This is a genomic window from Caldimonas thermodepolymerans (genome assembly GCF_015476235.1).
GTDB lineage: Bacteria > Pseudomonadota > Gammaproteobacteria > Burkholderiales > Burkholderiaceae_C > Caldimonas > Caldimonas thermodepolymerans.
In genome coordinates, this window is sequence record NZ_CP064338.1 from 2,726,820 (window position 1) to 2,753,488 (window position 26,669).

At 71.7% G+C, this 26,669-nt stretch carries 28 protein-coding genes; 12 read left to right on the top strand and 16 right to left on the bottom strand.

The genetic code is table 11. From position 1 onward, the window contains the following. Positions 1-74: 74 nt before the first annotated feature. From IS481_RS12855 to IS481_RS12865, 3 genes are all read left to right on the top strand, one after another. Positions 75-1,166: a sensor histidine kinase gene (locus IS481_RS12855; protein WP_104355812.1), complete on the top strand. Its 1,092-nt coding sequence runs from the start codon at positions 75-77 to the stop codon at positions 1,164-1,166. Next, on the top strand, positions 1,154-1,855 hold the full coding sequence (locus IS481_RS12860) for a LytR/AlgR family response regulator transcription factor (RefSeq protein ID WP_104355813.1): 702 nt from the start codon (positions 1,154-1,156) through the stop codon (positions 1,853-1,855). The genes IS481_RS12855 and IS481_RS12860 overlap by 13 nt, the downstream gene beginning before the upstream one ends. A gap of 76 nt (positions 1,856-1,931) precedes the next feature. After that, positions 1,932-3,107 (top strand): acyltransferase family protein, encoded by a 1,176-nt coding sequence (locus IS481_RS12865; RefSeq protein ID WP_104355814.1) that lies wholly within the window; start codon positions 1,932-1,934, stop codon positions 3,105-3,107. A 9-nt stretch (positions 3,108-3,116) separates the two neighbouring features. On the opposite strand, the gene IS481_RS12870 is transcribed toward IS481_RS12865, so the two are convergent. Further along, entirely contained in the window at positions 3,117-3,662 is a 546-nt protein-coding gene (locus IS481_RS12870; protein ID WP_104355815.1) for a peroxiredoxin, read from the bottom strand. 86 nt (positions 3,663-3,748) lie between these two features. Next, positions 3,749-4,726, bottom strand: coding sequence for a TraB/GumN family protein (locus IS481_RS12875; RefSeq protein WP_104355816.1), 978 nt, complete (start codon positions 4,724-4,726; stop codon positions 3,749-3,751). A gap of 90 nt (positions 4,727-4,816) precedes the next feature. Between IS481_RS12875 and IS481_RS12880 the strand changes: the two genes are divergently transcribed. Then, positions 4,817-5,860 (top strand): NAD(P)H-dependent flavin oxidoreductase, encoded by a 1,044-nt coding sequence (locus IS481_RS12880; protein ID WP_104355817.1) that lies wholly within the window; start codon positions 4,817-4,819, stop codon positions 5,858-5,860. Positions 5,861-5,877: 17 nt separating this feature from the next. Here IS481_RS12880 and IS481_RS12885 read toward each other — a convergent pair whose 3' ends face one another. Then, positions 5,878-6,399 (bottom strand): DUF421 domain-containing protein, encoded by a 522-nt coding sequence (locus IS481_RS12885; protein ID WP_104355818.1) that lies wholly within the window; start codon positions 6,397-6,399, stop codon positions 5,878-5,880. Between the two features lie 19 nt (positions 6,400-6,418). Further along, a complete protein-coding gene (locus IS481_RS12890; RefSeq protein ID WP_104355819.1) occupies positions 6,419-6,931 on the bottom strand; it encodes a hypothetical protein in 513 nt (170 codons plus the stop codon). 83 nt (positions 6,932-7,014) lie between these two features. On the opposite strand from IS481_RS12890, the gene IS481_RS12895 reads away from it, so the two are divergent. Further along, positions 7,015-7,710, top strand: coding sequence for an aspartate/glutamate racemase family protein (locus tag IS481_RS12895; RefSeq protein WP_104355820.1), 696 nt, complete (start codon positions 7,015-7,017; stop codon positions 7,708-7,710). A 10-nt stretch (positions 7,711-7,720) separates the two neighbouring features. Here the strand turns inward: IS481_RS12895 and IS481_RS12900 are convergent, their stop codons facing one another. From IS481_RS12900 to IS481_RS12920, 5 genes are all read right to left on the bottom strand, one after another. Then, the gene (locus IS481_RS12900; RefSeq protein ID WP_104355821.1) at positions 7,721-8,467 is read right to left on the bottom strand and encodes a sulfite exporter TauE/SafE family protein; all 747 of its coding nucleotides are present in this window, start codon (positions 8,465-8,467) and stop codon (positions 7,721-7,723) included. Beyond that, positions 8,464-8,724, bottom strand: coding sequence for a hypothetical protein (locus tag IS481_RS12905; RefSeq protein ID WP_146079501.1), 261 nt, complete (start codon positions 8,722-8,724; stop codon positions 8,464-8,466). Before IS481_RS12905 ends, IS481_RS12900 begins: the two co-directional genes overlap by 4 nt. 164 nt (positions 8,725-8,888) lie before the next feature. Beyond that, complete coding sequence (locus IS481_RS12910) at positions 8,889-9,731, bottom strand: ABC transporter substrate-binding protein (protein WP_104355822.1); 843 nt, start codon at positions 9,729-9,731, stop codon at positions 8,889-8,891. Then, positions 9,722-10,492 carry an ABC transporter ATP-binding protein gene (locus tag IS481_RS12915; protein WP_104355823.1) on the bottom strand — a complete coding sequence of 257 codons (771 nt, stop codon included), beginning with the start codon at positions 10,490-10,492 and terminating at the stop codon, positions 9,722-9,724. The genes IS481_RS12910 and IS481_RS12915 overlap by 10 nt, the downstream gene beginning before the upstream one ends. Next, a complete protein-coding gene (locus tag IS481_RS12920; protein ID WP_104355824.1) occupies positions 10,489-11,205 on the bottom strand; it encodes an ABC transporter permease in 717 nt (238 codons plus the stop codon). Before IS481_RS12920 ends, IS481_RS12915 begins: the two co-directional genes overlap by 4 nt. Before the next feature lie 70 nt (positions 11,206-11,275). On the opposite strand from IS481_RS12920, the gene IS481_RS12925 reads away from it, so the two are divergent. Then, positions 11,276-12,373, top strand: a complete 1,098-nt coding sequence (locus IS481_RS12925) for a substrate-binding domain-containing protein (protein WP_104355825.1) — start codon at positions 11,276-11,278, stop codon at positions 12,371-12,373. Positions 12,374-12,383: 10 nt separating this feature from the next. Here the strand turns inward: IS481_RS12925 and senA are convergent, their stop codons facing one another. Continuing rightward, positions 12,384-13,577 carry a selenoneine synthase SenA gene (gene senA / locus IS481_RS12930; RefSeq protein ID WP_336470031.1) on the bottom strand — a complete coding sequence of 398 codons (1,194 nt, stop codon included), beginning with the start codon at positions 13,575-13,577 and terminating at the stop codon, positions 12,384-12,386. Positions 13,578-13,770: 193 nt separating this feature from the next. On the opposite strand from senA, the gene selD reads away from it, so the two are divergent. After that, positions 13,771-14,832, top strand: coding sequence for a selenide, water dikinase SelD (gene selD, locus IS481_RS12935; protein WP_104355826.1), 1,062 nt, complete (start codon positions 13,771-13,773; stop codon positions 14,830-14,832). A gap of 371 nt (positions 14,833-15,203) precedes the next feature. On the opposite strand, the gene folE2 is transcribed toward selD, so the two are convergent. The 4 genes from folE2 to IS481_RS12955 all read right to left on the bottom strand — a co-directional run bounded on the left by folE2 (position 15,204) and on the right by IS481_RS12955 (position 19,163). Then, entirely contained in the window at positions 15,204-16,019 is an 816-nt protein-coding gene (folE2, locus tag IS481_RS12940) for a GTP cyclohydrolase FolE2 (protein WP_104355827.1), read from the bottom strand. 89 nt (positions 16,020-16,108) lie between these two features. Next, positions 16,109-18,001 carry a 1-deoxy-D-xylulose-5-phosphate synthase gene (gene dxs / locus IS481_RS12945; protein ID WP_104355828.1) on the bottom strand — a complete coding sequence of 631 codons (1,893 nt, stop codon included), beginning with the start codon at positions 17,999-18,001 and terminating at the stop codon, positions 16,109-16,111. After that, positions 18,001-18,927, bottom strand: coding sequence for a polyprenyl synthetase family protein (locus IS481_RS12950; RefSeq protein ID WP_104355829.1), 927 nt, complete (start codon positions 18,925-18,927; stop codon positions 18,001-18,003). Before IS481_RS12950 ends, dxs begins: the two co-directional genes overlap by 1 nt. Beyond that, positions 18,924-19,163, bottom strand: a complete 240-nt coding sequence (locus tag IS481_RS12955; protein WP_104355830.1) for an exodeoxyribonuclease VII small subunit — start codon at positions 19,161-19,163, stop codon at positions 18,924-18,926. Before IS481_RS12955 ends, IS481_RS12950 begins: the two co-directional genes overlap by 4 nt. 268 nt (positions 19,164-19,431) lie before the next feature. Here IS481_RS12955 and IS481_RS12960 point away from each other — a divergent pair, with 268 nt between their 5' ends. From IS481_RS12960 to IS481_RS12980, 5 genes are all read left to right on the top strand, one after another. Beyond that, entirely contained in the window at positions 19,432-20,535 is a 1,104-nt protein-coding gene (locus IS481_RS12960) for an aromatic ring-hydroxylating oxygenase subunit alpha (RefSeq protein ID WP_104355956.1), read from the top strand. A gap of 180 nt (positions 20,536-20,715) precedes the next feature. Further along, on the top strand, positions 20,716-22,392 hold the full coding sequence (locus tag IS481_RS12965; protein ID WP_104355831.1) for an adenylate/guanylate cyclase domain-containing protein: 1,677 nt from the start codon (positions 20,716-20,718) through the stop codon (positions 22,390-22,392). Continuing rightward, complete coding sequence (locus IS481_RS12970; protein ID WP_165908630.1) at positions 22,392-23,282, top strand: DMT family transporter; 891 nt, start codon at positions 22,392-22,394, stop codon at positions 23,280-23,282. Before IS481_RS12965 ends, IS481_RS12970 begins: the two co-directional genes overlap by 1 nt. Beyond that, positions 23,279-24,139: a sulfurtransferase gene (locus IS481_RS12975; RefSeq protein WP_104355832.1), complete on the top strand. Its 861-nt coding sequence runs from the start codon at positions 23,279-23,281 to the stop codon at positions 24,137-24,139. Before IS481_RS12970 ends, IS481_RS12975 begins: the two co-directional genes overlap by 4 nt. Before the next feature lie 174 nt (positions 24,140-24,313). Beyond that, complete coding sequence (locus tag IS481_RS12980) at positions 24,314-24,748, top strand: universal stress protein (RefSeq protein WP_104355833.1); 435 nt, start codon at positions 24,314-24,316, stop codon at positions 24,746-24,748. 27 nt (positions 24,749-24,775) lie between these two features. Here IS481_RS12980 and IS481_RS12985 read toward each other — a convergent pair whose 3' ends face one another. Then, positions 24,776-25,552: a ZIP family metal transporter gene (locus IS481_RS12985; protein WP_104355834.1), complete on the bottom strand. Its 777-nt coding sequence runs from the start codon at positions 25,550-25,552 to the stop codon at positions 24,776-24,778. 136 nt (positions 25,553-25,688) lie between these two features. Then, positions 25,689-26,558 (bottom strand): dienelactone hydrolase family protein, encoded by an 870-nt coding sequence (locus IS481_RS12990; protein WP_104355835.1) that lies wholly within the window; start codon positions 26,556-26,558, stop codon positions 25,689-25,691. Positions 26,559-26,669 lie beyond the last annotated feature (111 nt).

Sequence of the window (26,669 nt, forward strand, 5' to 3'; positions counted from 1 at the left end):
CGCCGCAGGCGGTGGACGCTGCGCGGCTTTCGCTAACATGGGTCCGGGCATCCGCCCCGCGTGGAGGCGCGACGATGGACGACGCAGCGCAAGCGGTCGCGTCGTCGCCCGCGGCCCGGCGCTCGCTGGGCTGGGCGATGGCAACGGCCTGGGCCGGCTTCTGGCTGCTGATGATGGTGGCCGAGATGCGCAACCATCCGCAAGGCGGCTGGGAGGCGGCGTGGCGCGCGCTGGTGCTGGAAGGCAGCTCGGCGCTGCTTGCCACCGCGGTGCTGCTGGTGCAGTGGCACCAGGCCCGCCGCCTGGACCGCTGGCTGGACCAGCCGGCGCGCTGGTTCGGCACGATGCTCGCGATCACGCTGCCGCTGTCGCTGCTGTTCGTGCCGCTGGTCCACCTGCTGCGCGTCGCGCTGTACGCCGCCGCCGGCCAAGCTTACCCGCACGAACCGCTGGCCGAGGTGGTCCTGCCCGAGACCGCGCGCTTCGCGGTGTTCTACCTGCTGTTCTGCGGCGTGCAGTTCGGCGTGCGCTCCTACCTCGCCTGGAACGGCGCACGCCTGCAGGCCGAGCGTGAACGGGCGCTCGCGCGCGAGGCACAGCTGTTGCTGCTGGCGCAGCAGCTGCAGCCGCATTTCCTGTTCAACGCCTTGAACACCATCTCGGCCCTGATCCATGCCGACCCCGATCGCGCCGACGCGCTGCTGACCCGGCTGGCCACGCTGCTGCGCGCCGCCACCGACCTGGTGCAGCGCCCGCAGCAGCCGCTGCACGAGGAGCTGAGGTTGCTGCACGCCTACGCCGAGATCATGGGCGAACGCTTCGCCGACCGGGTCTCGATCGCCTGGCAGGTCGACGCCGCGGCGCTCGCGTGCCCCGTGCCCACGCTGTCCCTGCAGCCGTTGCTCGAGAACTGTTTCCGGCACGTGGTCGAACGCCGGCGCGAGCCGACCCGCATCGTCGTCCAGGCCGGCGTCGAGGCCGGCCGGTTGCGCGTGACGGTGCGCGACGACGGCGGCACGCTGGCGCCGTCCGCCGCCCCCGGCGTGGGGCTCGGCAACGTCATGCAGCGGTTGCAGGCCCTGCACGGCAAGGCCGCCTGGCTGCGCCTGGAGCCGCTGGCCGGCGGCGGCGTGGCGGCCGTGATGGAGCTGCCATGCGCGTGCTGATCGTCGACGACGAGCCGCTGGCGCGCGCCAAGCTGCGCCGCATGCTCGCCCCCTGGCCGGCGCTGGAAGTGGTGGGCGAAGCCGGCGACGGCGTGCAGGCCCTGCAGCTGTGCGCCACCCTGGCCCCGGATGCCGTGTTCCTCGACGTGCAGATGCCCGGCTGCAGCGGGCTGGACGTGGCCGCCTCGCTGCCCGACCCGGCGCCGGAGGTCGTGTTCGTCACCGCCTTCGACCGCTATGCGCTGCAGGCCTTCGACGCCGCGGCCCTGGACTACCTGCTCAAGCCGGTGGAGCCCGAGCGCCTGGCGCGCGCGGTGCAGCGCCTGCTCGAGCGCGACCGCCCGGCCGCCGCCCCCGCCCTGCCCGCGCAGCAGCTGCTGATCGCCGACCGCGGCCGGGTCCACGTGGTGGACTGCGCGCAGATCGACTGGCTGGAAGCGGCGGACAACTACGTGCACGTCGGTGCGCGGGAGTGGCTGATGCGACGGCCGCTGGCGGCGCTGCTCGCGGACCTGCCGTCGCACTTCGCGCGGGTGCACCGCAGCGCGGCCGTCAACCTGCACCGCGTGGCCCATGTGCTGCCGCGCGGCGACAAGGGCGATGCGCTCGTCGTACTGCGCAGCGGCGCCGAGGTGCCCTGCAGCCGGGCGTGGCGGGCGGCGCTGGTGGCGCGGCTCGGGCCCGGCTGAGTCCGGTTCGCCCCGGCCTGCCCGCGCTTCGCCCCAGGCCGCTGCCGCACGGTGCGCCAGCGCCTAGGCTGCTGTCATGACGCACGCACCGACCTCCCGCCTGTACTTCCTGGACTGGCTGCGCATCGCCGCCTTCGGCGTGCTGGTGCTCTACCACGTCGGCATGTACTACGTCAGCTGGGACTGGCATGTGAAGAGCCCGCACGCCGGCCCGGCACCCGAGCCCTGGATGCTGCTCAGTTCGCCGTGGAGGCTGGGGCTGCTGTTCTTGGTCTCGGGCGTGGCCACGTCGACGATGCTGGCGCGCGACGCAGGCCGCGGCTGGCTGCGCGCGCGCTCGCAGCGCCTGCTGCTGCCCCTGGCCTGCGGCATGCTGCTGGTCGTGCCGCCCCAGCCGTACTTCGAGGTGGTGCAGCAGCACGGCTACGCCGGCGGCTACCTGGACTTCCTGCGGCTGTACTTCCAGGGCCACGGCGGCTTCTGCCGCCCCGGTGCCGGTTGCCTGATCCTGCCGACCTGGAACCACCTCTGGTTCGTGGCCTACCTGTGGGTCTACACGCTGGTGCTGTGGGCGCTGGTGCGCGGCGTTCCTGCGGCGCTGGAGCGCGCGGCCGTCCCCGCGCTGCGCCTGCTGCGTGGCCCGGCGCTGCTGCTGGCCCCGCTCGCGTTGATGGTCGCCTGGCGGGGGATGCTGGCACCGCGCTTTCCGTCCACCCACGCGCTGGTCGACGACTGGTACAACCATGCCGCCTACCTGAGCCTGTTCCTGCTCGGTGCGGTGCTCGCCCGCCGGCCCGAGGCGTGGGACGGGTTCGCGCGGCTGCGCCATGCGGCGCTGGTGCTGGCCCTGGCCGGTTGGGCGATGCTCGCGCTGCGCTACACCGGCTGGCCCGGGGCAGAAGCGCTGCGCGGCCTGCGGCCGGTGGCGTTCGGCACCGCGCAATGGTGCGGGATCGCCGCCGCGATCGGCTTTGCGCGCGTGCACTGGGACCGCGACCACGCCTGGCGCCGCTACCTGTGCGATGCGGTGTTTCCGGTCTACCTGCTGCACCAGACGCTGATCGTGCTGCTGACGCAGGCGCTCGCGCCGCTGGCATGGCCGCCGCTGGCCGAAGGCCCGGTGCTGGTGGTGCTGACGCTGGCGCTCAGCTTCGCGGGCTACGAGGGGGTGCGACGCGTCGCGCTGCTGCGGCCGTGGTTCGGCCTGGCGCGACGGCGGCCGTCCGCCCCGCTGGCCGCGGCCCCGGCCTGAACCCCGGCCTCACTTGCCGGCCTGGCTGCGCCGCCATGCCTCCACGGCCTGCAGCGTGCTGCGCACGTGGGCCAACGGGTCCGACCCGGCGTGCACGTGCAGCACGCGTCCCTGCGGGCCGATGACGTAGGAAATGCGGTCCGCGGTGTCGGGACGCGCGGCCAGCGCCGCGTCGTACTGCCGGATCACGCGCGCCTCGCGGTCGGCGGCCACCGGGAACTTGCTGCCGCAGGCCTCAACCGAGAAGCGCTGCAGCGTCGCGATGTCGTCGGCCGACATGCCGATCACGCGCGCACCGAGTGCCTGGAATTGCGGCGTGGCCTCGGCGAAGGCGTGCGCCTCGATCGTGCAGCCGCTGGTGAAGGCCTTGGGGTAGAAGTACAGCACCACCGGCCCTTCGCGCAGCGCCTCGGCCAGCGAGAACGTGAAGGTCCGGCCGCCGAGCGCGGCCTCGGCGGTGAACACCGGCGCCGGAGCGCCGACCGGCAGCGCCGCGTGCGCGGCGCCCAGCGTGCAGGCCGCCAGGACCATGGCGGCAAGGGGCTTGGGCTTCATCGACGGCATCTCCTGTCGCGTCCACCGACTCTACTCCGGCCGGGCTTGCCTCGCACGAACCCCCACGCGGCAAGCGGGCACGCGGGCTACCGCGCAGGCCCTGCCACGGGGGCGCCGGAATGCACCCGCTCGACCCGGAAGCCGCGCGCGGCCAGCAACGCCGGCAGGCCCTGCGGCCCCACCATGTGCAGCGCACCGACTGCGGCGAACACCTCCCCCTCGTCGTGCAGGGCGGCGATGCGCGCGGCCATGCCGGGATTGCGGTCGACCTGCAGGCGCCGCAGCGCGGCCCGGTCCGCCTCGCTGCGGATGCAGTCACACCACTGCTCGTAGCCGGCCAGGTCCTCCAGGTCGCCGCGCTCCCAGGCGTCGGCCAGTCTGCGGGTGATGCGACGGACCTGGCCCTGCTCCAGCTGCTCGAGCTGGTCCTCGATCGCCCGCAGCGCCTCCTCGGCGCTGCGCGGCAGCAGCGCGTCGGCCTGCTGCTGCGGCGTCTCCAGCGACACCACCGGCTTGCCGGTGCGGCGCGCGTACCCGGCCAGCATGAACTCCTGCGCCCAGGCCGAATGCAGGCCCTCCCAGCGCGCCTCGAGCACGCCGTAAGTGATCGCCTGGACCACCGGATGCAGCCCCGCCAGCTGCTCCGCGTCCACGCAGGCGCGCTCGGCCTGACGCGCCAGGCGACGCCGCAGCGGCTCGGGCAGGTCCAGCGAACCGGTCAGCACCTGCTGGACCTGCTGCACCGTGGCGGGATCGGTCAGGTCCAGTTCCACCGCGATGCGGCGGCTGCGCGCCAGGGCCGCCCGCACCGCCGGGCCGGGCACGCTCCACTCGTGGCGGCCGACATGGATGGTGCCGTACAGCCAGGAGCTGCGGCCGTCGCGCTCGATGCGCCACAGCAGGCCGCGGTCGCGTGCGTTCAGCCGCGCGTGCTGCGCATCGGCACCGGAAGGCGGCACGGGCTGCGGCGGACAGGGGTCGGCCGCAGCCGTCGCCGCCTGCAGGCCGATGACCATCGCCGCCACGCAGGTCGCCAACCTGCGGCACCATCGAGTGCTGTCCATGCGTTCCTCCCGCTTTCACATCACAGACGTCAGTATCCTTCCTGCCGCAGGCCGGCAGGTTGCCCGACGGACCCTTGCCGACGAGACGCCATGACCACCTTGCGTGAACTGCTGAACATCGAGATCCCGCTCATCCAGGCGCCCATGGCCGGCGTGCAAGGCGCCGCGCTGGCCGTGGCCGTCTGCAACGCCGGTGCGCTTGGTTCGCTGCCCTGCGCGATGCTCACGCCCGAAACGATGCGGCAGGAACTGCTGCGCCTGACCGCGCAGACCCCTCGACCGTACAACGTCAACTTCTTCTGCCACGCGCCGCCGGAGCCGGACGCGCAGCGCGAAGCCGCATGGCGCGAGACGCTGGCGCCCTACTACCGCGAGTTCGGCATCGATCCGGCCGGCATCCCCGCCGGCCCGGGCCGCGCGCCGTTCAGCGCTGCGGCCGCCGAGGTGCTGGAGGCGTTCCGGCCCCCGGTGGTGAGCTTCCACTTCGGCCTGCCCGACGACGCGCTGCTGGCGCGCGTGCGCAGCTGGGGCGCGAAGGTGCTGGCCTCGGCCACCACGGTCGAGGAAGGCCGCTGGCTGGCGCGGCGCGGCGTCGACGCGGTGATCGCGCAGGGCGTCGAGGCCGGCGGCCACCGCGGCATGTTCCTGACCGACGACCTCAGCACCCAGGTCGGCACGCTGCCGCTGGTGCGCCAGCTGGTCAAGGCGCTGGACCGCCCGGTGATCGCCGCCGGCGGCATCGCCGACGCGCAGGGCGTGGCCGCCGCGATGGTGCTGGGGGCCGCCGGCGTACAGGTCGGCACTGCCTACCTGCTGTGCCCGGAAGCGACGACCAGCGAGATCCACCGCCGCGCGCTGCGCAGCGAGGCGGCGCGCCACACCGCACTGACCAACGTGTTCACGGGGCGTCCGGCGCGCGGCATCGTCAACCGCGTCATGCGCGAGCTGGGGCCGATCTGCCCGACGGCACCGGCATTTCCGCTGGCCACGGGCGCGATCGCGCCGCTGCGCGCCAAGGCCGAAAGCCTGGGCAGCGGCGACTTCACGCCGCTGTGGGCCGGGCAGGACGCGAGCGGCTGCCGCGAGGTCGGCGCGGCCGAACTCACCCGGGAACTGGCGCGCGGCTGCGCCTGAGCCCTCGCTCAGGGGCGTCAATCCGGCCGCGGCTCGGCGAGTGCGCGCCGCACGGCCTGCTCGACCAGGCGCGCGATCGCGTCCGCGTCCGGTGCATCGTCCCGGGGCACGATGGAGATGCCGCCGCTGGACTCCAGCACCGCAAAGCGGATCTGGTCCAGCCGCTCGAGGCCGTGCGTGAGCCGCGCGCTTTGCAGCACGTCGTCCTCGGTGACCAGCGAGCGCCGCATCGGGCCGTGCAGCACTCGGCCGTGCTCGACCAGCAGCAGCGGCGTGCCCTCGATGATCTTCTCGATGGTCGCCGACCGGCTCTTGACGACGGACAGTCCCAGGTCCATCAGCACCAGCGTCAGGATCACCGTCATCCCGGTGACCAGCGAATGGTCGTCGCCGATCAGCGCGTTCTGCGTGGCCTCGCTGACGATCAGCAGCAGGATGAAGTCCAGCGTCGACAGCTCGCTCAGCGCGCGCTTGCCGGCCAGACGAAACAGCACCAGCAGGAACAGATAGATCGCCAGCGTGCGCAGGATGACGTCCATGGTGCAGCTCCCACCTTCTTCACGGATAGACGAAGTGGCCGATCGGCTGCCGGGGCCCGCCATCCACCGCCAGCCATCCCTGCGCGGTGCCGACGCCGCGGGGCTGGAGCTGCACGCGTACCACGGTCCATTGCCCCGGCCGGGCGTGGAACACCAGCGTCGCCGCCTCGTCGTCGGCCGTCACGCGCAGCGGCGCCGGGAACACCTCGCTCCACGCCACGGATTCGAGGTAGCGCGCGGCCACCTGCAGGCGCACCTCGTCCGACGCGGCGCGCAGGCGCAGCTCCAGCGCCTCGGGCGAGCCCCGGCGCAGGAAGCGCTGGTAGCGCATCGTGAGGCCCGCCGCCTCGGAGCCGCCGGAGGCCCGGGCCGCAGGCCCCTGCCCCAGCAGGCCGGCGGCCACCGCGACCAGCAGCAGCGCCAGCAGCGGCCAGACGATGCGCTGCAGGCGCCATTCGAACCGCTGCTGGCGGGGATCGGCATTCAGCGACAGGCGGTGAGGGTCGGGCGAGCTCATGCGGTCCAAGGCCATGCCAGCCGTCCGGGCAAGCCCTGTGCCTTGCGTGCCCGCGTTGCAGAATCGGCCGAGCCCCGCCGGGGCACGGGAGCCTGTCCATGCCGCAACACATCGGTATCGTCGGTTGCTCGGCCGAGGGTGCCGCGCTGTGCTTTCGCACGATCTGCACCGAAGGCCCGCGCTGGCTGGGTGGCCACGCCCACCCCGAGGTGTCGATGCACACGCATTCGCTGGAGGACTACGTCGCCTGCCTCGATCGCGGCGACCTGCAAGGCGTGGCTGCGCTGATGCTCTCCTCGGCCCGCAAGCTGGCGCAGGCAGGCGCCGACGTCCTGATCTGCCCCGACAACACCATCCACCAGGCGATGCACCTCGTGCGGCCGGCCTCGCCGCTGCCGTGGCTGCACATCGCCGAGGTGGTGGCCGACGAAGCGCTGCGTCGCGGCTTCCGCCGGCTGGGCATCACCGGCACGCGCTGGCTGGTCGACAGCGACGTCTACCCCGCAGCCCTGGCGGCGCGCGGCCTCGCATGGCAGCGCCCCACGGCGGCCGAACGCGACATGCTGGGCCGCCTCATCATGGACGAGCTGGTGCGCGGCATCTTCACGCCCGAGGCGCTCGCGAGCTTCCGCCAGGTGATCCAGCGCATGAAGGAGCAGGGCTGCGACGCCGTGGTGCTCGGCTGCACCGAGATCCCGCTGCTCGTCGACGACGACCGCTCACCGTTGCCGACGCTGGACTCCACCCGCCTGCTCGCGCGTGCGGCGCTGCAGCGGGCATTGCGCCCCGCCTGAGGCCCTGCGTTCAACTGCGCAGCAGCGCGACCAGGCCCGAGACGAACACGACCCCGCCGGAGGCGGTCAGCAGGCCCAGCACCACCTGCCGGAACGCCTGCTGGCTCAGCCGCGCATACCAGCGCGCCCCGAGCAGCACCGGCACGCACAGCGACACGCCCACCAGGCCCAGTGCCGGCGCCATCGCCGGCTGCACGGCACCGGAGGCGAGGTAGGCCACCATCGTCGCGATCAGCGTGGCGAGGTTGAAGTTCTGGATCAGCGCGCGCTGGGTTTCCTTCTCCAGCCCGCGCAGGGTGCACCACAGCGTCGGGATCACGCCGGTGAAGCCGCCCAGCCCGCCCATCACGCCGCCGGCCATGCCGGCCAGCGCATCGCCCCGCCAGCCACCCTGCACCCGCGGCAGGCGCGGGGCAAGCAGCATCAACGGGCAGGTGACCAACAGGAAGGCCCCGAAGGCCAGCTTGAACCAGTGCACGTCCAGCATCGGCAGCACGCGCACCCCGAGCGGCACGCCCAGCGCCGCGCCGCCCAGCAGCGGCAGCAGCATCGCCCAGTTCCAGCGCCGCGGCAGGGTCAGGGCGGCCAGCACCTGCCCGGCCAGCGAACCGGCCACGGTCAGTACCGCGGCCAGGTGCGGATCCAGGCTCCAGACCCAGATCGACATCGCGACCATGCCGAAGCCGAAGCCCGACAGCCCCTGCACGAAGCCGGCCGCCATGGCGCCCAGCGCGATCACCCCCATCTCCGACGTCATGCCGCCTTGCCTGTCCGTGACGACCCTGGCGCCGATTGTCGCGTGTGCCGCCGCGTGGCCAGGTGCCACACCCCGCGCAGGGTCACGCCGGGCCGGCCCCGGCGCTCGCGCAGGCCGCCGGTTCGCCCACCTGCAAGCATGACCAGCGCCGCCGGCAGGATGCCGGCTTGCGCTCGAACGGCTTCCGGCGCGGCACCAGCGGGTTCATGGCCAGCGAGGATGGCGCGGTCGTGGCGGTTGCTCAGGATGCCGGCCATGAAGGCGTCATGGCCCGGGGACGGGGAAGCAGGGAAAGTGCGCGAGGGAGCGTGGCGGGACATCCGGCCAGGATGCCGCCCCGGCGACGGCCGGGTGATCTCCCCGCAGGCCGAGGTCCGGCCCGGCCGGGCCGGGCGGCCCGCATGGCGCGGGCGCGTGCGGCTCAGCGCTCTTCGTTGGCGTTGGGGAAGAACAGCTGTTCGCCGTTGATCTTGTACTCGGCGATGGTGGCCTGGCCCTGCGGCGAGACCACCCAGTCGGCGAAGGCCTGGGCCAGGTCGCGCTTGACGTGCGGGTGCCGGGCCGGGTTCACGACGATCACGCCGTACTGGTTGAACAGGCGCTTGTCGCCCTCGACCAGCACGACCAGGTCGCCGCGGTTCTTGAACGACAGCCAGGTACCGCGGTCGGCCAGCACGTAGGCATTGGACGACGAGGCGATGTTGAGCGCCGGGCCCATGCCGCAGCCGCAGGCCTTGTAGCCCGCCACCTTCCCGGCCGGGTCGTCGACGCCGGCTTCCTTCCAGTAGCGCAGCTCGGCCGAGTGGGTACCGCTCTTGTCGCCGCGCGAGACGAACGGATGGGACGAGGCGGCCAGCTTGCGGAAGGCCTCCACCACGTCCTTGCCGCGCACGCCGGCCGGGTCGTCCTTCGGGCCGATGACCACGAAGTCGTTGTACATGACCGGCTGGCGCTTGATGCCGTAGCCCTCGGCGACGAACTTCTCCTCGGCCGCCTTGTCGTGCACGAACATCACGTCCGCATCGCCGCGGCGCCCCATGTCCAGCGCCTGCCCGGTGCCGAGCGCGACGACGCGCACGGCGATGCCGGTGGCCTGCTTGAACGCCGGCAGCAGGTGGGCGAACAGGCCCGACTGTTCGGTGGAGGTGGTCGACGCCATCACGATGTGGCGCTCCTGCGCCCAGGAGGTCGTGCCGGCCGCAGCCAGCACCATGCCGGCACACGCCAGCAGCGCGCGCCTGCGCAGCCCGGTAATCAATGCCATGGAAGTTCTCCTTTGAGAAAAAGCTCGGCTTCGCGGGGAAGCGGTCCTTGGAAGAAGTGGTCGGTCGTGACGTCGCAGAGCATGCGGCCCTGCTCCAGGTAGACCACGCGACGGGCCAGGCGCTTGACCTGGCCGAGGTTGTGCGAACTCATCACCACCGTGATGCCGGCCGCGGCGAACTCCTCGATCAGTTCCTCGACCTCGCGCTTGGCGGTCGGGTCCAGGCTCGCGGTGGGTTCGTCGAGCAGCAGCAGCTGCGGCCGCAGCGCCCAGGCACGTGCCAGCGCGAGGCGCTGCTGCTGGCCGCCGGACAGCACGCGGCCGTTGCGGCGTGCCTCGTCGGCCAGGCCCACGCGCTTCAAGGCCGCTTCGGCCCGGTCACGCCGTTCGGCACGCGGCACGCCGGCAAGGAACAGCGCCAGCTCGACGTTGGCCCGTGCCGACAGCCGCAGCATGAACGGGCGCTGGAACACCATGGCCAGGCGCAGGCCGGGCGCCACCTCGCGGCGCCCCTCGCTGAGCGGCACCAGGCCGTGCAGCGCGCGCAGCAGCGTGCTCTTGCCGCTGCCGTTGGCACCGACCAGCGCGACGCGCTCGCCGCCGCGCACGGCCAGGTCGACCTGCTGCAGCGCCAGCTTGCGGCCGAAGCGCACGCTCGCCTGGTGCAGCGCAAGCTGCGGCAGCGCCGCCGAGGGCGCCGCCTCTGCGGGCACCGCCGGCGCGCCGAGCCCCTGCGGGGACGGTTTCAAGGCTGCACTCATGCGTAGGCCTCGTCGGCACGCACGCGCCACTCGCGCAGCAGCGCGATCAGCGCATTGAGCAGGAGCACGATGGACAGCAGCACCACGCCCAGCGCCAGCGCGAGCGGCAGGTCGCCCTTGCTGGTTTCCAGCGCGATCGCGGTGGTCATGACCCGCGTCACGCCCTCGATGTTGCCGCCGACGATCATCACCGCGCCGACCTCGGAAATCGCCCGGCCGAACGCGGCCAGCGCCAGCGTCAGCATGGCCATGCGTTCGTCCCACAGCAGGATCAGCGCGCAGCCCAGCCGCCCGGCGCCCATCGAGCGCAGCTGCTCGCCGTGGTCGCGCATCGCATCCTCGATGGTCTGGCGCGACAGCGCGGTGACGATGGGCAGCACCAGCACGGTCTGCGCCACCACCATCGCGGCCGGGGTGAACAGGATGCCCAGCGCGCCGAGCGGGCCGGCGCGCGACAGCAGCAGGTACACCAGCAAGCCGACCACCACCGACGGCAGGGCCAGCAGGGTGTTGAGCACGACCAGCACGGCGCGCCGGCCGGGAAACTGGTTCACCGCGATCCACGCGCCCAGCACCAGGCCCAGGCCGGTACCGATGGCGGTCGCGGCGGCGCTGACGCTCAGGGACAGGGAGGCGATCTGCAGCAGTTGCGGGTCCAGCGTGACGAGCAGATGCAACGTGCTGCGCAGGGCTTCGACGAAAGAGGATGACATGGGACGACGCCGCAGCAAGGCAGCCCGGCTATCCTAGGCGAGCCTTTCACGTCACGCGATATGAACTCGCATGCATAGGATTCGCCTCACCTACTCCCTGGGCAACGACAGGACGCCGGACGACGACCTGCATCACCCGTTGCTGCACCTGCTGGAAGCCATCCATCGCAGCGGGTCGATCTCCGCTGCGGCGCGCGAGGTGAACCTGTCGTACCGCCACGTGTGGGGCGAACTGAAACGCTGGGAGCAGGAGCTGGGCCAGTCGCTGCTGGTGTGGTCCAAGGGCCAGCGCGCGCAGCTGGCCCCGTTCGGCGAGAAGCTGCTGTGGGCCGAGCGCCGTGCGCGTGCGCGCCTCGCGCCGCAGGTGGAGGCCCTGCGCAGCGAGCTGGAGCGCGCCTTCGCGGTGGCCTTCGACGCCGAGGCGGGCGTGCTGTCGGTCTATGCCAGCCACGACGCGGCGTTGCCGCGGCTGCGCGAGATGGCCATCGCGCAGCACAAGCTGCACCTGGAGATCCAGTTCATGGGCAGCGTGGATGCACTCGCCGCGCTCAACGAAGGCCGCTGCGTCGTCGCCGGGTTCCATGCACTGGTGCAGACCCCGCCGAGCTCGCCCACGGCGCGCGTCTACCGGCCGATGTTCAAGCCCGGCCACCACAAGCTGATCGGCTTCGCGGAACGCACCCAGGGGCTGATCCTGCCGGCCGGCAATCCGCTGGGCATCCAGGGACTCGCGGACCTGGCCCGCCCCGGGCTGCGCTTCACGAACCGGCAGCGCGGCACCGGCACGCGGGTGGTGCTGGAGCAGCTGCTCGCGAGCACCGGGCTGGAACCCTCGGCGATCGCCACCTGGGAGCAGGCCGAGCCGTCGCACGAGGCGGTGGCCGAGGCGGTGGCCAGCGGCAGCGCCGACGTGGCCTTCGGCATCGAGGCAGCGGCACGCCGGCGCGGGCTGGACTTCATCGAGCTGGCGCGCGAGCAGTATTTCCTGGTCACGCTGCGCTCGCACCTGGAACAGCCCGAGGTGCTGAAGCTGCGTGCCTTGCTGCGCAGCGCGGCCTGGCAGCAGGTGCTGGCCACCCTGCCCGGCTATGCGCCGGCACGCAGCGGCGAGGTGCTGTCGTTGCGCCAGGTGCTGCCGTGGTGGACCTGGCGCAAGCCCAAGCGCTGAACGGCCCCGTTCACACCGCGCAGCTGCGGAAACCGCAGAACAGGTCGTCGCGCTCGGGCGCGCAGGCGAGGCGCCCCTTGAGGTGCTTCATGCGCGGGCGCGTCGCGAACGAGGCCCCGCGCAGCACCCGCAGGCCGCCGGCCGGCGGCGCGCTCTCTGCGGCCTGGCGAGGCCGCTCGCTGCCGGGATAGGGGGCGTAGCGGCTGGCGGTCCACTCCCACACCTCGCCCCAACGGAAGCCGCGCCCCGCGGCCACGCCGGCCGCCGTTTCCCACTCCAGCTCGGTCGGCAGGCGCCGCCCGGCCCAGCGGCACCAGGCCTGCGCCTCGTGCCAGCTGACATGCATCACCGGGGCGTTCATCGCCGCGCGCACCATCATGTCGCCGCGCTGCACCAGCACGCCGTGGCGCACCTGCTCGACGTAGCGCGGCGCACGCCGGCCGGTGGCCTGCAGCCAGGCCCAGCCCTCGGGCGACCACCAGCCGCGCTCGTCGTACCCACCGTCCTCGATGAACTCGACGTACTGCGCCCACGTGACCGGCTGCGCGTCGATCTCGAACTCCGCCACCGGGCAGTCGTGCGCCCCGCACTCGTTGTCGAACACGAAGCCGCGGCCGGGCTCGCAGCCCAGCCGCCAGCGGGTCGCGGGCACGTGCACCGCCGGGCGCAGCGCAAAGGGCACCGGCCAGGACAGCTCCGGCATCGGCAAGCCCAGCGCCTGGGCCATGCGCGCCAGCGCTTCGGCGTGCCGGTCCTCGTGAAACAGCGCGAGACGGAAGAAGTGCAGCCCCGCATCGGTCTCCGGTGCTCGCGCAAGCAGGTCCAGCGTGGTTTCCAGCGTGTCGACCAGGTACGCGCGGGTGGCTTCGGCATCCGGCAGCGACAGCGTCCACCGCTGCTCGTGCGGCACGCGCACCGGGTCGTACAGGCGGTCGGCGCGCGGTTCGATCGACGCCAGCCGCGGCCGCGTGCCGTCGGCCTCCGGACCGCGATGGCGCTCGACGTTGCGGGCGATCCAGTACTCCTGGAACCAGCCCACGTGGCCCAGTTCCCACAGCGGCGGGTTCAGCTCGGGCGACGGCAGCACCGGCTGCGCGTGCTCGAACGCGCCGAACCGGTGCAGGGTGCAGTTGCGGCTGTCGATCAGGGCCAGCGACAGCAGGTCGCGGCCGGCACTGCGCATCTCCGGGGAATCGATGTCCACCTCAGCTCCACCCTCGCTCGTGGTCGCTCGCGCGCCAGGCCGTCGCGGCAGCCGGCGCGGCGTCAAGCGCAGGGCATTGTCGCACCCGCGCCGGCACGGCCCGTGGCAGGGAAAGCCCCGTCCGGCGCAGACAATGTCACGCCCGGCGCCTAAACTTTGATGTTTGCCCGCATCCTTGCCTCCGCACCAGACGATGACTGCCTCTTCCTCCATTGCCGTTCCGCGCCTGACCTCCCTCTCCCACGGCGGCGGCTGCGGCTGCAAGATCGCGCCCGGCGTGCTGTCGGACATCCTCAAGCACAGCGGCACCGCCCTGCCGGTGCCCCCGGCCCTGCTGGTCGGGCTGGAGACCTCCGACGACGCCGCGGTCTACCAGCTCAACGACGAGCAGGCGCTGATCGCGACCACCGACTTCTTCATGCCCATCGTCGACGATCCGCACGACTTCGGGCGCATCGCCGCCACCAACGCGATCTCCGACGTGTACGCCATGGGCGGCCGGCCCATCATGGCGCTGGCGCTGGTGGGCATGCCGATCAACGTGCTGCCGCTGGACGTGATCGGCCGCATCCTGGAAGGCGGCCAGCGCGCCTGCGCCGAGGCCGGCATCCCGGTCGCGGGCGGCCACACGATCGACTCGGTCGAGCCCATCTACGGGCTGGTGGTCATGGGGCTGGTGCACCCCTCGCGCATCAAGCGCAATGCCGACGCCCGGCCGGGCGACGTGCTGGTGCTCGGCAAGCCGCTCGGCGTGGGCGTGCTCTCTGCCGCGCTGAAGAAGGAGCAGCTCGACGCCGAGGGCTACCGCCAGATGGTCGCCAGCACCACGAAGCTGAACACCCCGGGCCCGGACCTGGCCGCCCTGCCGGGCGTGCACGCGCTGACCGACGTGACCGGCTTCGGGCTGGCCGGCCACGGCCTGGAGCTGGCGCGCGGCGCGAACGTCACGGTACAGGTCGACTGGACACGCGTGCCGCTGCTGCCCGGCGTGCGCGAGCTGGCCGCGCAGGGCTTCGTCACCGGCGCCTCGGGGCGCAACTGGAACAGCTACGGCGCGCAGGTGCAGCTGCCCGAGGGCTTCGCGGCCGAAGACCGCGCGCTGCTGACCGACCCGCAGACCAGCGGCGGCCTGCTGGTCTCGTGCGCGCCGGACGCCGTGGACCAGGTGCTGCAGACCTTCCGGCAGCACGGCTTCGAGACCGCGGCGGTGGTCGGTTCGGTGGCCGAAGGCCCGGCGGGCCTGGTGGTGCGCTGAGCCCCTGTCCAGGAGGGCCCGCGATGCGCGCGATCCCGTCGACACGGCGTGATCGCGTTTCCGTGTGCGGGCGATGACCGCGGCAAACGGATGATGCTGGCAGCCGCAGGCTGCCCGCCCTCGGCGGCTCAACGCACCGTCGCGCCCTATGTCACGGGACGCGTCATTCGCAGGCGTTCGCCGCGGATGCCGGGTGGTTGTGACAACCGCAGGCTGCCCAACCCTCGGGGGCGCAATGCGCCGTCGCGTCCCGCGCAGCGGGACGCGTCATTCGCGGTCGATGACCGCGAATGCCGAGTGATTGTGACAACGCGAGTTGCCCAATCCTCGCCGGCGCGGCAGCGCCGCCACGGGCCGCACGGCGGCCCGTGTCATTCGCGGTCGATGACCGCGAATGCCGAGTGATTGTGAATCGACTCGAAGTTCTCGACCTCGACGCGGTAGCGGCCGATGCGCGGCTCGGCGTTGAGGCGCAGCGCCACGTCGCGTACCAGGTCCTCGACGAACTTCGGGTTCTGGTAGGCGCGCTCGGTGATCCACTTCTCGTCGGTGCGCTTGAGCAGCGGCCAGATCTCGCTGGAAGCGCTCTCCTCGGCGAAGCGCACGAACTCGTGCCAGTCCAGGTCGCCGAGCAGCTCGGCGCGGATGGTCACGTGCGAGCGCTGGTTGTGCGCACCGAAGTCGGAGATCTCCTTCGAGCAGGGGCACAGCGACTTGACCGGCACCACCACCTCGGCCCACACCGTGGTGCGGCCCGCGCGGGTCTCGGCGATCCACTTGCCCTGGTAGTCGAGCAGGCTCTCGACGCCCGACACCGGCGCGGTCTTGCGGATGAAGAACGAGAAGCTCGCCTCGATGCGGCCCTCGCTGGCATTGAGCAGCCGCAGCATCCCGGCCAGGTCCTCGCGCAGGCCGGACGCGTCCATCGGCTTGCCGTGCTGCTCGTTCAGCCAGGCGACGAAGCGCGACATGTGCGTGCCCTTCTGCTCCGCGGGAAGCGCCACGTCCAGGCTCCACAGCGCCACGCCCGGTTGCACCTGGCCGCCGACGCGCAGCTGGATGGGGTAGCGCACGTCCTTGACGCCCACGCGCTGGATCGCAAGGCGACGCTCGTCGCGCGAACTCTGCACGTCCGGCATCGCCTCGGATGCAGGCACCAGGTTTTTCAGGCTGGTCATGTCGTTCATCGTTGTCCTCTGCCGCGGGCGCTTGGGCACCGCCCGCGCGACAGTCTGCGGCCTTCAGGCTTTCCTTTGCAGGCGCAGGGAGATCGTCATCACTGGTTGGCGGCCGGCCACACCAGCTGGAGTTTCGCACCAAAGCGTTGCCGGATGGAGCGCTCGATGCCGGCCGCATCCAGCCCCTGCAATGCCAGCAGCCGGGCCGGATCGCCGTGTTCGACGAACTCGTCCTTCAGGCCCAGCATCAGCACCGGCGTGGTCAGCCCGGCCGCGTGCAGGGCCTCGGCCACCGCACTGCCTGCGCCACCCATCACGCAGCCTTCCTCGACCGTCACCAGCGCATCATGGGTGCGCGCCAGTTCCTCGACCAGCGCGGTGTCCAGCGGCTTGACGAAGCGCATGTTGGCCACCGTCGCGTCGAGCGCTTCGGCGGCTTGCAGCGCCGGGTACAGCAGCGTGCCGAAGGCGAGGATCGCGATGCGCCGGCCCTGGCGACGCACCTCGCCCTTGCCGAACGGCAGCTCGACCATCTCCTTGCGCACCTCCACGCCCACGCCCGTGCCGCGCGGATAGCGCACCGCCACCGGGTGGTCCTGCCGGAACGCGGTGTAGAGCATCTGGCGGCACTCGTCCTCGTCGGCCGGGGTCAGCACGCTCATGTGCGGGATGCAGCGCAGGTAGGCGATGTCGAACGCGCCCATGTGGGTCGCGCCGTCGGCACCGACGATGCCGGCGCGGTCCAGCGCGAACACCACCGGCAGCTTCTGGATCGCCACGTCGTGGATCAGCTGGTCGTAGGCGCGCTGCAGGAAGGTGGAGTAGATCGCCACCACCGGCTTGAGCCCTTCGCAGGCCAGGCCGGCGGCGAAGGTCACGGCGTGCTGCTCGGCGATGCCGACGTCGAAGTAGCGCTTCGGGAAGCGCTGCTCGAACTCGACCATGCCCGAGCCCTCGCGCATCGCCGGCGTGATGCCGACCAGCCGCTCGTCGCGCTCGGCCATGTCGCACAGCCACTGGCCGAACACCTGGGTGAAGGTCGGCTTGCCGCCGGAGGTCTTCTTCAGTCCCTCCTGCGGGTCGAACTTGCCGGGGCCGTGGTAGGCGACCGGGTCGGCCTCGGCGAGCTTGTAGCCGTAGCCCTTCTTCGTGACGATGTGCAGGAACTGCGGGCCCTTGAGGTTGCGCAGGTTCTCCAGCGTCGGGATCAGCGCATCGAGGTCGTGGCCGTCGATCGGCCCGACGTAGTTGAAGCCGAACTCCTCGAAGATGGTCGCCGGCGCGAGCATGCCCTTGGCGTGCTCCTCGATGCGGCGTGCCAGCTCCAGCAGCGGCGGCGCGGCCTTGAGCACCTGCTTGGCGCCTTCGCGCGCGGCGGCGTAGAAGCGCCCGGACATCAGCCGCGCGAAGTACTTGTTCAGCGCCCCGACCGGCGGCGAGATCGACATGTCGTTGTCGTTCAGGATCACCAGCAGGTCGGCCGCGCCCACGGCATGCGGGTCGCCGGCGTTGTTGAGCGCCTCGAAGGCCATGCCGGCGGTCATCGCGCCGTCGCCGATGATGGCCACCGCCTTGCGCTCCTCGCCCTTGAGCCGGGACGCCAGCGCCATGCCGAGCGCGGCAGAGATCGAGGTCGACGAATGCGCGGTGCCGAAGGTGTCGTACTCGCTCTCGTCGCGGCGCGGGAAGCCGCTCATGCCGCCCAGCTGGCGCAGCGTCGGCATGCGGTCACGCCGGCCGGTGAGGATCTTGTGCGGGTAGGTCTGGTGGCCCACGTCCCACACCAGGCGGTCGTGCGGGGTGTTGAAGACGTAGTGCAGCGCGATCGTCAGCTCCACCGTGCCCAGGTTGGACGACAGGTGGCCGCCGGTCTGGGACACGCTTTGCAGCACGAAGTCGCGCAGTTCCGCGGCCAGCCGCTTGAGCTCGCTGCGCGGCAGCCGGCGCAGGTCCGCGGGCGACTGGATGGTTTCGAGCAGGGGGTATTTCATCAGCTTTGCCGATCCACGACTTTGTCGGCGAGCGCAGCCAGCCGGCGCACGTCGGCGAGGCCCGAGCGTGCCAGGGCCTGGTGGGCCTGCTCGCGCAGCTGCCCGGCATAGCGACGCGCGGCGTCGAGGCCGAGCACCGAGACATAGGTGGGCTTGCCGTTGTCGGCGTCCTTGCCGGCCGTCTTGCCGAGCGTCTCCGAGGCCTGCGTCACGTCCAGGATGTCGTCGACCACCTGGAACGCCAGCCCCAGGCTCCAGCCGTAGTCGGACAAGGCATCCCACGCCGGGCCGTCGGTGCGCCCGCAGGCCGCGCCCATCTGCACGCTGGCGCGCAGCAGCGCGCCGGTCTTGCGGCGGTGCATGTCGCGCAGCTCGGTCTCGTCCAGCATGCGGCCGACGCTGGCCAGGTCGATCGCCTGTCCGCCGGCCATGCCCTCGCAGCCCGAGGCACGCGACAGCAGCCGGCACAGCGTCGCCTGCAGCGCGGGCGGCACGACCTCGCCCTCGGGCGTGAGCACCTCGAAGGCCAGCGCCTGCATCGCGTCGCCGGTCAGCATCGCGACCGCCTCGCCGAACTTCACGTGCACGGTGGGCTTGCCGCGCCGCATCACGTCGTTGTCCATGCAGGGCATGTCGTCGTGCACGAGCGAATACGCGTGGATCAGCTCCACCGCGCAGGCCGCGCGCAACGCGGCTTCGGCGTGGCCGTCGACCGCTTCGGCCGCGGCCAGCACCAGCAGCGGCCGCAACCGCTTGCCGCCGTCGAGGACGCTGTAGCGCATCGCCGCCCCGAGACCGGCCGGCGCATCGGCCGGCACCCAGCGCGACAGCGCGTCTTCCACGCGCAGCAGCTGGGCCTGCATCCAGCCGTCGAAGTCCGCCGCGGCGCAGGCGGCAGGGGTGCGATCGGTCGAGGTCAGGCTCATGCTTGCATCCACGGTTTGAGCTGGCCGTCTTCCAACACCTTGACCTGCTGCTCCACGGCTTCCAGCCGGGCGCGGCAGTACGACAGCAGCTGGGCCCCGCGCTGGTAGCTCTGCAGCAGGCGGTCCAGCGGCAGCTGGCCCGATTCGAGTTCGGACACCAGGCGCTCCAGTTCGGCCAGCGCCTCTTCGTAGCTGGCCGGTTCGGGAGGTGCGGCGGGGGACGTGGTCTTGGGCATGACGTGCGCTGAAACTGTTGATTGTAGTCAGCGAGCCGCGCACCATTGTGGTGCATTTTGCGACGAAAGCCCGCATTTGACGGGAGATTGACCGCAGGCAAACCCCGCCCCCCCGGGCCGACTAGAATGAGGGGTTCCCCCTCTTGCGATCCGGTGCGCCTGCGCTGCTGCGAGGCCCGGGCTTCCCACGGTCCGGATCGCCCCGCCCGGGGAGATGGGCCCACCGTGGGTGGTGGTTGGACATTGGTTTTTGGAGATCCTGGGGATCATGTCAGACCTGAGCATTGCCCTCGCGCAAAGCCGCACGCAGCTGCCGGTATCGGTGTATTTCGACGGCGAACTGTTCCGCCGCGAGATGGAGCTCATCTTCCAGTCCGGTCCGCGCTACCTCGGGCACGAGCTGGCAGTGCCCGAGGTCGGCGACTACTACGCCCTGCCGCAGGAAGGCGAAGGCCGCGCGCTGGTGCGCACGCCCGAAGGGATCGAGCTGATCTCCAACGTCTGCCGCCACCGCCAGGCCGTGATGCTGCGCGGGCGCGGCAACACGAAGAGCAACATCGTCTGCCCGCTGCACCGCTGGACCTACGGCCTGGACGGCCAGCTGCTGGGCGCGCCGCACTTCCCGCAGGACCCGTGCCTGAACCTCAACCGCTACAAGGTGCGCACCTGGAACGGGCTGGTGTTCGAGGACAACGGCCGCGACATCGCCGCCGACCTGGCCCAGCTGGGCCCGAAGGCCGAGCTGGACTTCTCCGGCTACGTGCTGGACAAGGTCGAGCTGCACGAGTGCGACTACAACTGGAAGACCTTCATCGAGGTCTACCTCGAGGACTACCACGTCGGCCCGTTCCACCCTGGCCTCGGCAACTTCGTCACCTGCGACGACCTGCGCTGGGAGTTCGGCCGCGAGTACTCGGTGCAGACGGTGGGCGTGGCCAACGCGCTGCAGAAGCCCGGCTCCGAGACCTACCGCAAGTGGCATGACGCGGTGCTGCGCCTCAACGGCGGGCAGCCGCCCAGGCAGGGCGCGATCTGGCTGACGTACTACCCGAACATCATGATCGAGTGGTACCCGCACGTGCTGGTGATCTCCACGCTGTTCCCCAAGGGGCCGCAGAAGACCCTCAACGTGGTCGAGTTCTACTACCCCGAGGAAATCGCCGCCTTCGAACGCGAGTTCGTCGAGGCCGAGCAGGCCGCCTACATGGAGACCTGCGTCGAGGACGACGAGATCGCGCAGCGCATGGACTGGGGCCGCAAGGCCCTGCTGGAGCGGGGCGACAACGAGGTCGGCCCGTACCAGAGCCCGATGGAGGACGGCATGCAGCACTTCCACGAGTGGTACCGCAAGGTCATGGACTTCAAGGACTGAGCGGTCCTTCCTTCCCGTGCACGCCCGGCCCGTCCGGGCGTTTCCGTTTCTTCCGCCTGATGCCATGTGGCACGCCGGTCTTATCATCGCGGGCGTGTCGCACGGCCTCCCTTCTTCGTGAACGCCGCGCCTGCTGAACTCCAGCGCCGGTCCCTCAGTCGCACCCTGCCCGCGGCAGTGTTGCTGCTGACGATCGTCCCGCTGGTGATCGCCGGCCTGCTGGCGCTGACCGAAAGCACCGAACGGCTGCGACTGGAACAGGAACGGCGCACCCGGCAGACTGCCGAGCTGATCGCCGGACGGGCCCGCCAGCTGATGCTCAACGGCGAACAGCTGGCCACGCTGGTGGCCTCGATGCCGGCCACCGCCCGCTTGCTGGCGGCGGACACGTCGGCCGACCCCACGCTCGACGGCCACCTCGGCAGCGTGGTGCGCAGCCACCCCGAGGTGGACCGGCTGCTGGTGCTCGACCCGCAGGGGCAGACCCGGGCCGCCTACCCGCCCCACACGCTGCCCGCCCCCACCCTCGAGGCCGCGCGGCGTGGCGTCGTCTCCCGGCGCTGGCTGCCCCGGCACACGCCGGAAGGCGGCGTGGACCTGCTGCTGCCGGTACGCGACGCCGCCAGCCCGCAGCCGCTCGGCTGGGTCGTGGTCGGCCTGCCCAACGAGACCATCGTCGCCGCGATCGGGCTGCCGGCCGACACCTCGGAGGAGGTGCGGGCGGTGCTGCACGACGAGGCGCACAAGCCGGTCGCCTCGGTGGCGCGCTGGCCGGAGCGCGCCGCGGGGCTGCCCATCGTCGCGCGCCAGCGCGCGCCGGAGGACACCGTCATCGCCGAGGCCGCCGTGCACGCCGGCTGGAGCGTGCGGGTGATCGAGTCGCTGGAGGCCTACCGCGCGCTGGTGCGGCGCGAGCTGCTGCACTACGGCCTGGTGGTGCTGGTCGTCTCGGGGCTGGCCGCGGCCGTGGCCTGGCGCTTCGCCCAGGGACTGGTGCACGACGTGCGGCGCGTGGCGCGCTCGGCGCGCGCCATCCTGCGCGGCCACTACCTGAACGCGCACGTCGAGCTGGAACGCGACGACGAGCTGGGCTTGCTGGCGCGCTCGTTCAACCACATGAGCCGCGAGCTGGAGAAGCGCGAGCGCGAGCGCGACGTGTTCGGCCGGCTGGTCTCGCCCGAAGTGCGCGACCAGCTGCTGCAGGGCGAGCTGATGCTGGGCGGCCACGAGGTCGAGGTGACCGTGCTGCTGAGCGACATCCGCGGCTTCACGCAGCTGTGCGAGACGATGAAGCCGCGCGACATCGTGCTGACGCTCAACGAGTACTTCACCCGCATGACGCAGGCCGTCCAGCGCTACGGCGGCTATGTCAACAACTTCATGGGAGACGCGATGGTGGTGGTGTTCGGCGCGCCCACGCCGGACGAGCATCAGGTCGAGCGCGGCCTGTACGCCGCGGCCGCGATGCGGCAGGCCCTCAAGGAGTTCAACCAGGAACGGCTGGCCTACGGAGCCCCGCCGCTGCGCATCGGCATCGGGCTGGCCAGCGGCCCGGCGCTGGCCGGCCAGATCGGTTCGCCGGACCGATGCATCTACACGGTGATCGGCGACACGGTGAACGTCGCCGCGCGCCTGGAAAGCCTGAGCAAGCAGCATCGCGAGGCCGCGGTGCTGGTCAACCGCGAGACGCGCGACCGGCTGCCGCCGCACCTGCAGGCGCTGCTGCAGCCGCTCGGCGCCCACCAGGTCAAGGGCCGCGGCGGCAGCGTCGAGGTGTTCGCGCTGCCGCGCGACGCCGAGCTGCCGCCCCCGCCGGCGCACCTGCTGCGCCCGCTCGAGGACCACGAGGAGCCGTGATGCAGGCCCCGCTGCTGATGGCGTTGTCGACCTTCCTGTTCGCCACGATGAGCCTGTGCGTGAAGTACGCCTCGGCGTACTACACCGCCGGCGAGATCGTGTTCTACCGCGGCATGATCGGCGCGCTGGTGCTGTGGTTCATGGTCCGGCGCCGTGGCGGCACGCTGCGCACCCCGGTACCGGGGATGCACTTCTGGCGCAGCCTGTCCGGCGTCGCGGCACTGTGCACCTGGTTCCATGCGATCGGCAACCTGCCGCTGGCCACCGCGGTGACGCTGAACTACATGTCCTCGGTGTGGATGGCCCTGTTCCTGCTGGGCGGCGCGATCCTGATGGGCGGCTCGCGCATCGATTCGCGCCTGATCGCCACCGTGCTGACCGGCTTTGCCGGGGTGGCGCTGGTGCTGCGCCCGACGATCGAGCAGGACCAGCTGTGGTACGGGTTGGTCGGCCTGCTGTCGGGCATGCTCAGCGCCACCGCCTACCTGCAGGTCACGGCGCTGGGCCGCTGCGGCGAGCCCGAGTACCGCGTGGTGTTCTACTTCTCGCTGGGCGGCATGGTCGCCGGGGCGCTGACCATGCTCTACACCGGCATCAGCGCGCACACGCCCACCGGCCTCGCGCTGCTGCTGGCGGTGGGGCTGCTGGCCACCGTCGCGCAGCTGCTGATGACGCGCGCCTACGCGACCGGCAAGACCCTGGTCAACGCGAGCCTGCAGTACCTCGGCATCGTCTACTCGTTCCTGTATGGTGCGTTCCTGTTCGACGACCCGGTGACCTGGATGGCGCTGCTCGGCATGGTGCTGATCGTGCTGGCCGGCGTGGCCGCCACCTTCCTGCGCACCCGGGCCGCCCCTTCAACGTCCGCCTCGACCACGACCGACACATGAACACGCCCGTGCTGATTTCCGCCGAAGACCTGCAGCTGCGCCTGTCCTCCGCCCGCCCGCCCGTGGTCTGGGATGCCAGCTTCGACCTCACCGACCCCGAGGCCGGCGAAGCCGCCTGGCGCAGCGGGCACATCCCGGCCGCGCACTACGCGCACCTGGAACGCGACCTGTCGGCGCCGAAAACCGGGCGCAACGGCCGCCACCCGTTGCCTGCGCGAGAGGCCTTCGCGGCCACTGCCGCGCGCCTGGGCGTGACGCCGGACACCCACGTGGTGGTCTACGACCGCCAGGGCTCGCCCTACGCGGCGCGCGCGTGGTGGATGCTCAAGTGGCTCGGGCACGAGGCCGTCTCGGTGCTCGACGGCGGGCTGGCGGCCTGGCAGGACGCCGGCGGCCGCGTGAGTGCCACGCCCACCGCGCCGCTGGCCACCGCGACGCCCTACCCGCTGCGCGAGCCGCTGGTGTCCGGGGTGGACGCCGACGCCCTGCTCGCGCGCCTGGGCTCGCCCGCGCTGCGCCTGGTCGATGCGCGCGCACCCGAGCGCTACCGCGGCGACGTCGAGCCCCTCGATCCGGTGGCGGGGCACATCCCGGGCGCGCTCAACCGCTTCTTCCAGCTCAACCTGGGCCCGGATGGCCGCTTCAAGCCGGCGGCGCAGCTGCGCCAGGAGTTCGAGTCCCTGCTGGGCGGGCAGCCCCCGGCCGAGGTGGTGCACCAGTGCGGCTCCGGCGTGACCGCCTGCCACAACCTGCTGGCGATGGAGGCTGCCGGCCTGACGGGCTCGTCGCTGTACCCGGGCTCGTGGAGCGAATGGTGCGCCGACCCGGCGCGCCCGGTCGCACGCGGCGCGGCCTGAGGCCGGAACCGGGCACACCCCCGCAGTCTGACGCATCGGGCGGCGGTGCCGGGCGATTCCGGACCGGCACCGAGGGGGCAAGCCTTGCGCCATGCACTTGTCCTGCGTCAACATGGGTCCGCTCGATACGGGCACGATGCAGTGCAGTACCCCGGACCAACCACGGAGGCCTCCATGTACAAGCGCATCCTCGTTCCCACCGACGGGTCGGACATCACTCAACGTGCCGTCGCCACGGCGGTCTCGCTGGCCAAGCTGACCGGCGCCGAGATCTTCACGATCAGCGTCAAGGACCCGTACCCCTACAGCGCGATCTCGGAGATGCAGCCGACGCTGCCGCAGGAGTTCCTCGATGCCCAGGAGCGCATGGCGAGCAAGAACGTCGCCCAGGTGCGCGAGGCCTGCGCCGCGGCCGGGGTGACCTGCACCGGACACACGGTGGAATCGGTCAGCGTCTGGGAGGCCGTCATCGACTACGCCAAGCAGAACAACTGCGACCTGATCGTGATGGCCTCGCACGGCCGGCGCGGGGTGCAGGCCCTACTGCTGGGCAGCGAGACCAACCGCGTGCTCACGCACTCCAGCATCCCGGTGCTGGTGGTGCGCTGAACCGGTCGCAGGCCGGGGCCGGCGGCTTCAGTGCCGGTGGAACTGGCCGACGATGACCGTGATGAACACCAGGCCGATGCCCAGCCACAGCAGCTGCGCGGCGGTTTCCTTGAGCGACAGGCGCCGCTGCAGCTGCGGGATCAGGTCGGCCACGGCCACGTAGATGAAGCTCGACGACGCAATCACCAGCAGGTAGGGGAACAGGTCTTCCCAGGGCCCGACGACGAAGTAGCCGAGCACCCCGCCCAGCACCGCGGCCAGGCCCGACAGCGCGTTGTAGAACAGGGCCCGCGCGCGCGAGAACCCGGCGTTGAGCAGCACGATGAAGTCACCCACCTCCTGCGGGATCTCGTGGGCGATCACCGCCATCGCGGTGACGACCCCGAGGCGCGGCTCGGCGAGGAAGGCGGCGGCGATGATCACGCCGTCGCAGAAGTTGTGGATGCTGTCGCCCACCAGCACGCTCCAGCCGCCGCGGCCCGCCTGGTCGTGGTCGAAGCCGTGATGGTGGTGGTCGCCGTCGCCTTCGTGGTGGTGGCCGTGGCGGTACAGCTCGGCCTTCTCGAGCAGGAAGAAGAACAGCAGCCCGCCCAGCAGCGTGAAGAACAGCTCGTGCGCGCCGGCGGCGCTCTCGAAGGCTTCGGGCAGCACGTGCAGCAGCGCGGTGCCGAGCAGTACGCCGGTGGACAGGCTGACAAGGTGGCGCACCAGCTTGCTGAGCACGGCCAGCGTCAGGCTCGCGGCGATCAGCACCGAAACCAGTCCTCCCAGGAAGGTGGCGAGGACGATGTAAGTCAGCGTCATGTCGAATCGATCAAAGAGCCGCGCGAACGGGCCCTGCGCGGGCGACCCTTTGGCCCCGCAGGGATGTCAGGGCCGGCCGGGATGCCCCCCTCCGGCCCGACAGCGCAGCCCCTTGCGCTGCGACGTCACCAGCCTGTCACGCGACTCCGTGGGTCTTGAACCAGGCCGTGCAGCGCTTCCAGCCGTCTTCGGCCGCGTCCTTGCGGTAGCTCGGCCGGTAATCGGCATGGAAGGCGTGCGGTGCGTCCGGATAGATCACGAACTCGGACTGCTTGGCCGCGGCGTTCCCGGCGGCCAGCGCGGCTTTCATCTTATCAACCGTGTCAAGCGGGATGCCGGTGTCCTGGCCACCGTACAGCCCCAGCACCGGGCCGTTGAGCTGGCCGGCCACGTCGATCGGGTGGCGCGGCTGCAGCGCGGTCTTGTCGCCCACCAGGCGGCCGTACCAGGCCACGCCGACCTTGACCGGGGCATGCGCCGCGTACAGCCAGGTGATGCGGCCGCCCCAGCAGAAGCCGGTCACGCCCAGGCGGCTGGTGTCCCCGCCGTTGGCCTTGGCCCAGGCCACGGTGGCGTCCAGGTCGCCCAGCACCTGCTCGTCGGGCACCTTGGAGATCAGCTCGGACAGCAGCTTGGAGATCTCCGTGTAGGCGCTCGCGTCGCCCTGGCGCACGAACAGCTCCGGGGCGATCGCCAGGTAGCCCAGCTTGGCGAAGCGGCGTGCGACGTCCGCAATGTGCTCGTGCACCCCGAAGATCTCGGAAATCACCAGGATCACCGGCAGGTTGCCCTTGCCCTCGGGCTGCGCGCGATAGGCCGGCATGCGGAAGTCGCCCACCGGGATCGTGACCTGCCCGGCCGTCAGGCCGGCGGTGTCGGTCGTGATGGTCTGCGCCGCCACCGGCAGCACGGCGGCCGCGAAGCTGCCGCCCACGGTGGTCTTCACGAAGTCGCGGCGGGAATAGTCATGGGTGGCGGTGAGGCTGTCGAAGTCTTTCTTTTCCATAGCGGGTCTCCGGGAGGTCGGGAAGGCGCGGTCCGTCGGCCTGGCCACAGCGCCGGCCCGACCGCAGGGCCCGGCGCTGCCATCTCGCGCACGGGGGCGCAGCTGCACAGA

What these genes read in the sequence shown, in the direction of transcription:
- IS481_RS12855 (WP_104355812.1), top strand. Translation starts at nt 75, where the DNA reads ATGGACGACGCAGCGCAAGCGGTCGCGTCGTCGCCCGCGGCCCGGCGC.
- IS481_RS12860 (WP_104355813.1), top strand. Translation starts at nt 1,154, where the DNA reads ATGCGCGTGCTGATCGTCGACGACGAGCCGCTGGCGCGCGCCAAGCTG.
- IS481_RS12865 (WP_104355814.1), top strand. Translation starts at nt 1,932, where the DNA reads ATGACGCACGCACCGACCTCCCGCCTGTACTTCCTGGACTGGCTGCGC.
- IS481_RS12870 (WP_104355815.1), bottom strand. Translation starts at nt 3,662, where the DNA reads ATGAAGCCCAAGCCCCTTGCCGCCATGGTCCTGGCGGCCTGCACGCTG.
- IS481_RS12875 (WP_104355816.1), bottom strand. Translation starts at nt 4,726, where the DNA reads ATGGACAGCACTCGATGGTGCCGCAGGTTGGCGACCTGCGTGGCGGCG.
- IS481_RS12880 (WP_104355817.1), top strand. Translation starts at nt 4,817, where the DNA reads ATGACCACCTTGCGTGAACTGCTGAACATCGAGATCCCGCTCATCCAG.
- IS481_RS12885 (WP_104355818.1), bottom strand. Translation starts at nt 6,399, where the DNA reads ATGGACGTCATCCTGCGCACGCTGGCGATCTATCTGTTCCTGCTGGTG.
- IS481_RS12890 (WP_104355819.1), bottom strand. Translation starts at nt 6,931, where the DNA reads ATGGCCTTGGACCGCATGAGCTCGCCCGACCCTCACCGCCTGTCGCTG.
- IS481_RS12895 (WP_104355820.1), top strand. Translation starts at nt 7,015, where the DNA reads ATGCCGCAACACATCGGTATCGTCGGTTGCTCGGCCGAGGGTGCCGCG.
- IS481_RS12900 (WP_104355821.1), bottom strand. Translation starts at nt 8,467, where the DNA reads ATGACGTCGGAGATGGGGGTGATCGCGCTGGGCGCCATGGCGGCCGGC.
- IS481_RS12905 (WP_146079501.1), bottom strand. Translation starts at nt 8,724, where the DNA reads ATGGCCGGCATCCTGAGCAACCGCCACGACCGCGCCATCCTCGCTGGC.
- IS481_RS12910 (WP_104355822.1), bottom strand. Translation starts at nt 9,731, where the DNA reads ATGGCATTGATTACCGGGCTGCGCAGGCGCGCGCTGCTGGCGTGTGCC.
- IS481_RS12915 (WP_104355823.1), bottom strand. Translation starts at nt 10,492, where the DNA reads ATGAGTGCAGCCTTGAAACCGTCCCCGCAGGGGCTCGGCGCGCCGGCG.
- IS481_RS12920 (WP_104355824.1), bottom strand. Translation starts at nt 11,205, where the DNA reads ATGTCATCCTCTTTCGTCGAAGCCCTGCGCAGCACGTTGCATCTGCTC.
- IS481_RS12925 (WP_104355825.1), top strand. Translation starts at nt 11,276, where the DNA reads ATGCATAGGATTCGCCTCACCTACTCCCTGGGCAACGACAGGACGCCG.
- selD (WP_104355826.1), top strand. Translation starts at nt 13,771, where the DNA reads ATGACTGCCTCTTCCTCCATTGCCGTTCCGCGCCTGACCTCCCTCTCC.
- folE2 (WP_104355827.1), bottom strand. Translation starts at nt 16,019, where the DNA reads ATGAACGACATGACCAGCCTGAAAAACCTGGTGCCTGCATCCGAGGCG.
- dxs (WP_104355828.1), bottom strand. Translation starts at nt 18,001, where the DNA reads ATGAAATACCCCCTGCTCGAAACCATCCAGTCGCCCGCGGACCTGCGC.
- IS481_RS12950 (WP_104355829.1), bottom strand. Translation starts at nt 18,927, where the DNA reads ATGAGCCTGACCTCGACCGATCGCACCCCTGCCGCCTGCGCCGCGGCG.
- IS481_RS12955 (WP_104355830.1), bottom strand. Translation starts at nt 19,163, where the DNA reads ATGCCCAAGACCACGTCCCCCGCCGCACCTCCCGAACCGGCCAGCTAC.
- IS481_RS12960 (WP_104355956.1), top strand. Translation starts at nt 19,432, where the DNA reads ATGTCAGACCTGAGCATTGCCCTCGCGCAAAGCCGCACGCAGCTGCCG.
- IS481_RS12970 (WP_165908630.1), top strand. Translation starts at nt 22,392, where the DNA reads ATGCAGGCCCCGCTGCTGATGGCGTTGTCGACCTTCCTGTTCGCCACG.
- IS481_RS12975 (WP_104355832.1), top strand. Translation starts at nt 23,279, where the DNA reads ATGAACACGCCCGTGCTGATTTCCGCCGAAGACCTGCAGCTGCGCCTG.
- IS481_RS12980 (WP_104355833.1), top strand. Translation starts at nt 24,314, where the DNA reads ATGTACAAGCGCATCCTCGTTCCCACCGACGGGTCGGACATCACTCAA.
- IS481_RS12985 (WP_104355834.1), bottom strand. Translation starts at nt 25,552, where the DNA reads ATGACGCTGACTTACATCGTCCTCGCCACCTTCCTGGGAGGACTGGTT.
- IS481_RS12990 (WP_104355835.1), bottom strand. Translation starts at nt 26,558, where the DNA reads ATGGAAAAGAAAGACTTCGACAGCCTCACCGCCACCCATGACTATTCC.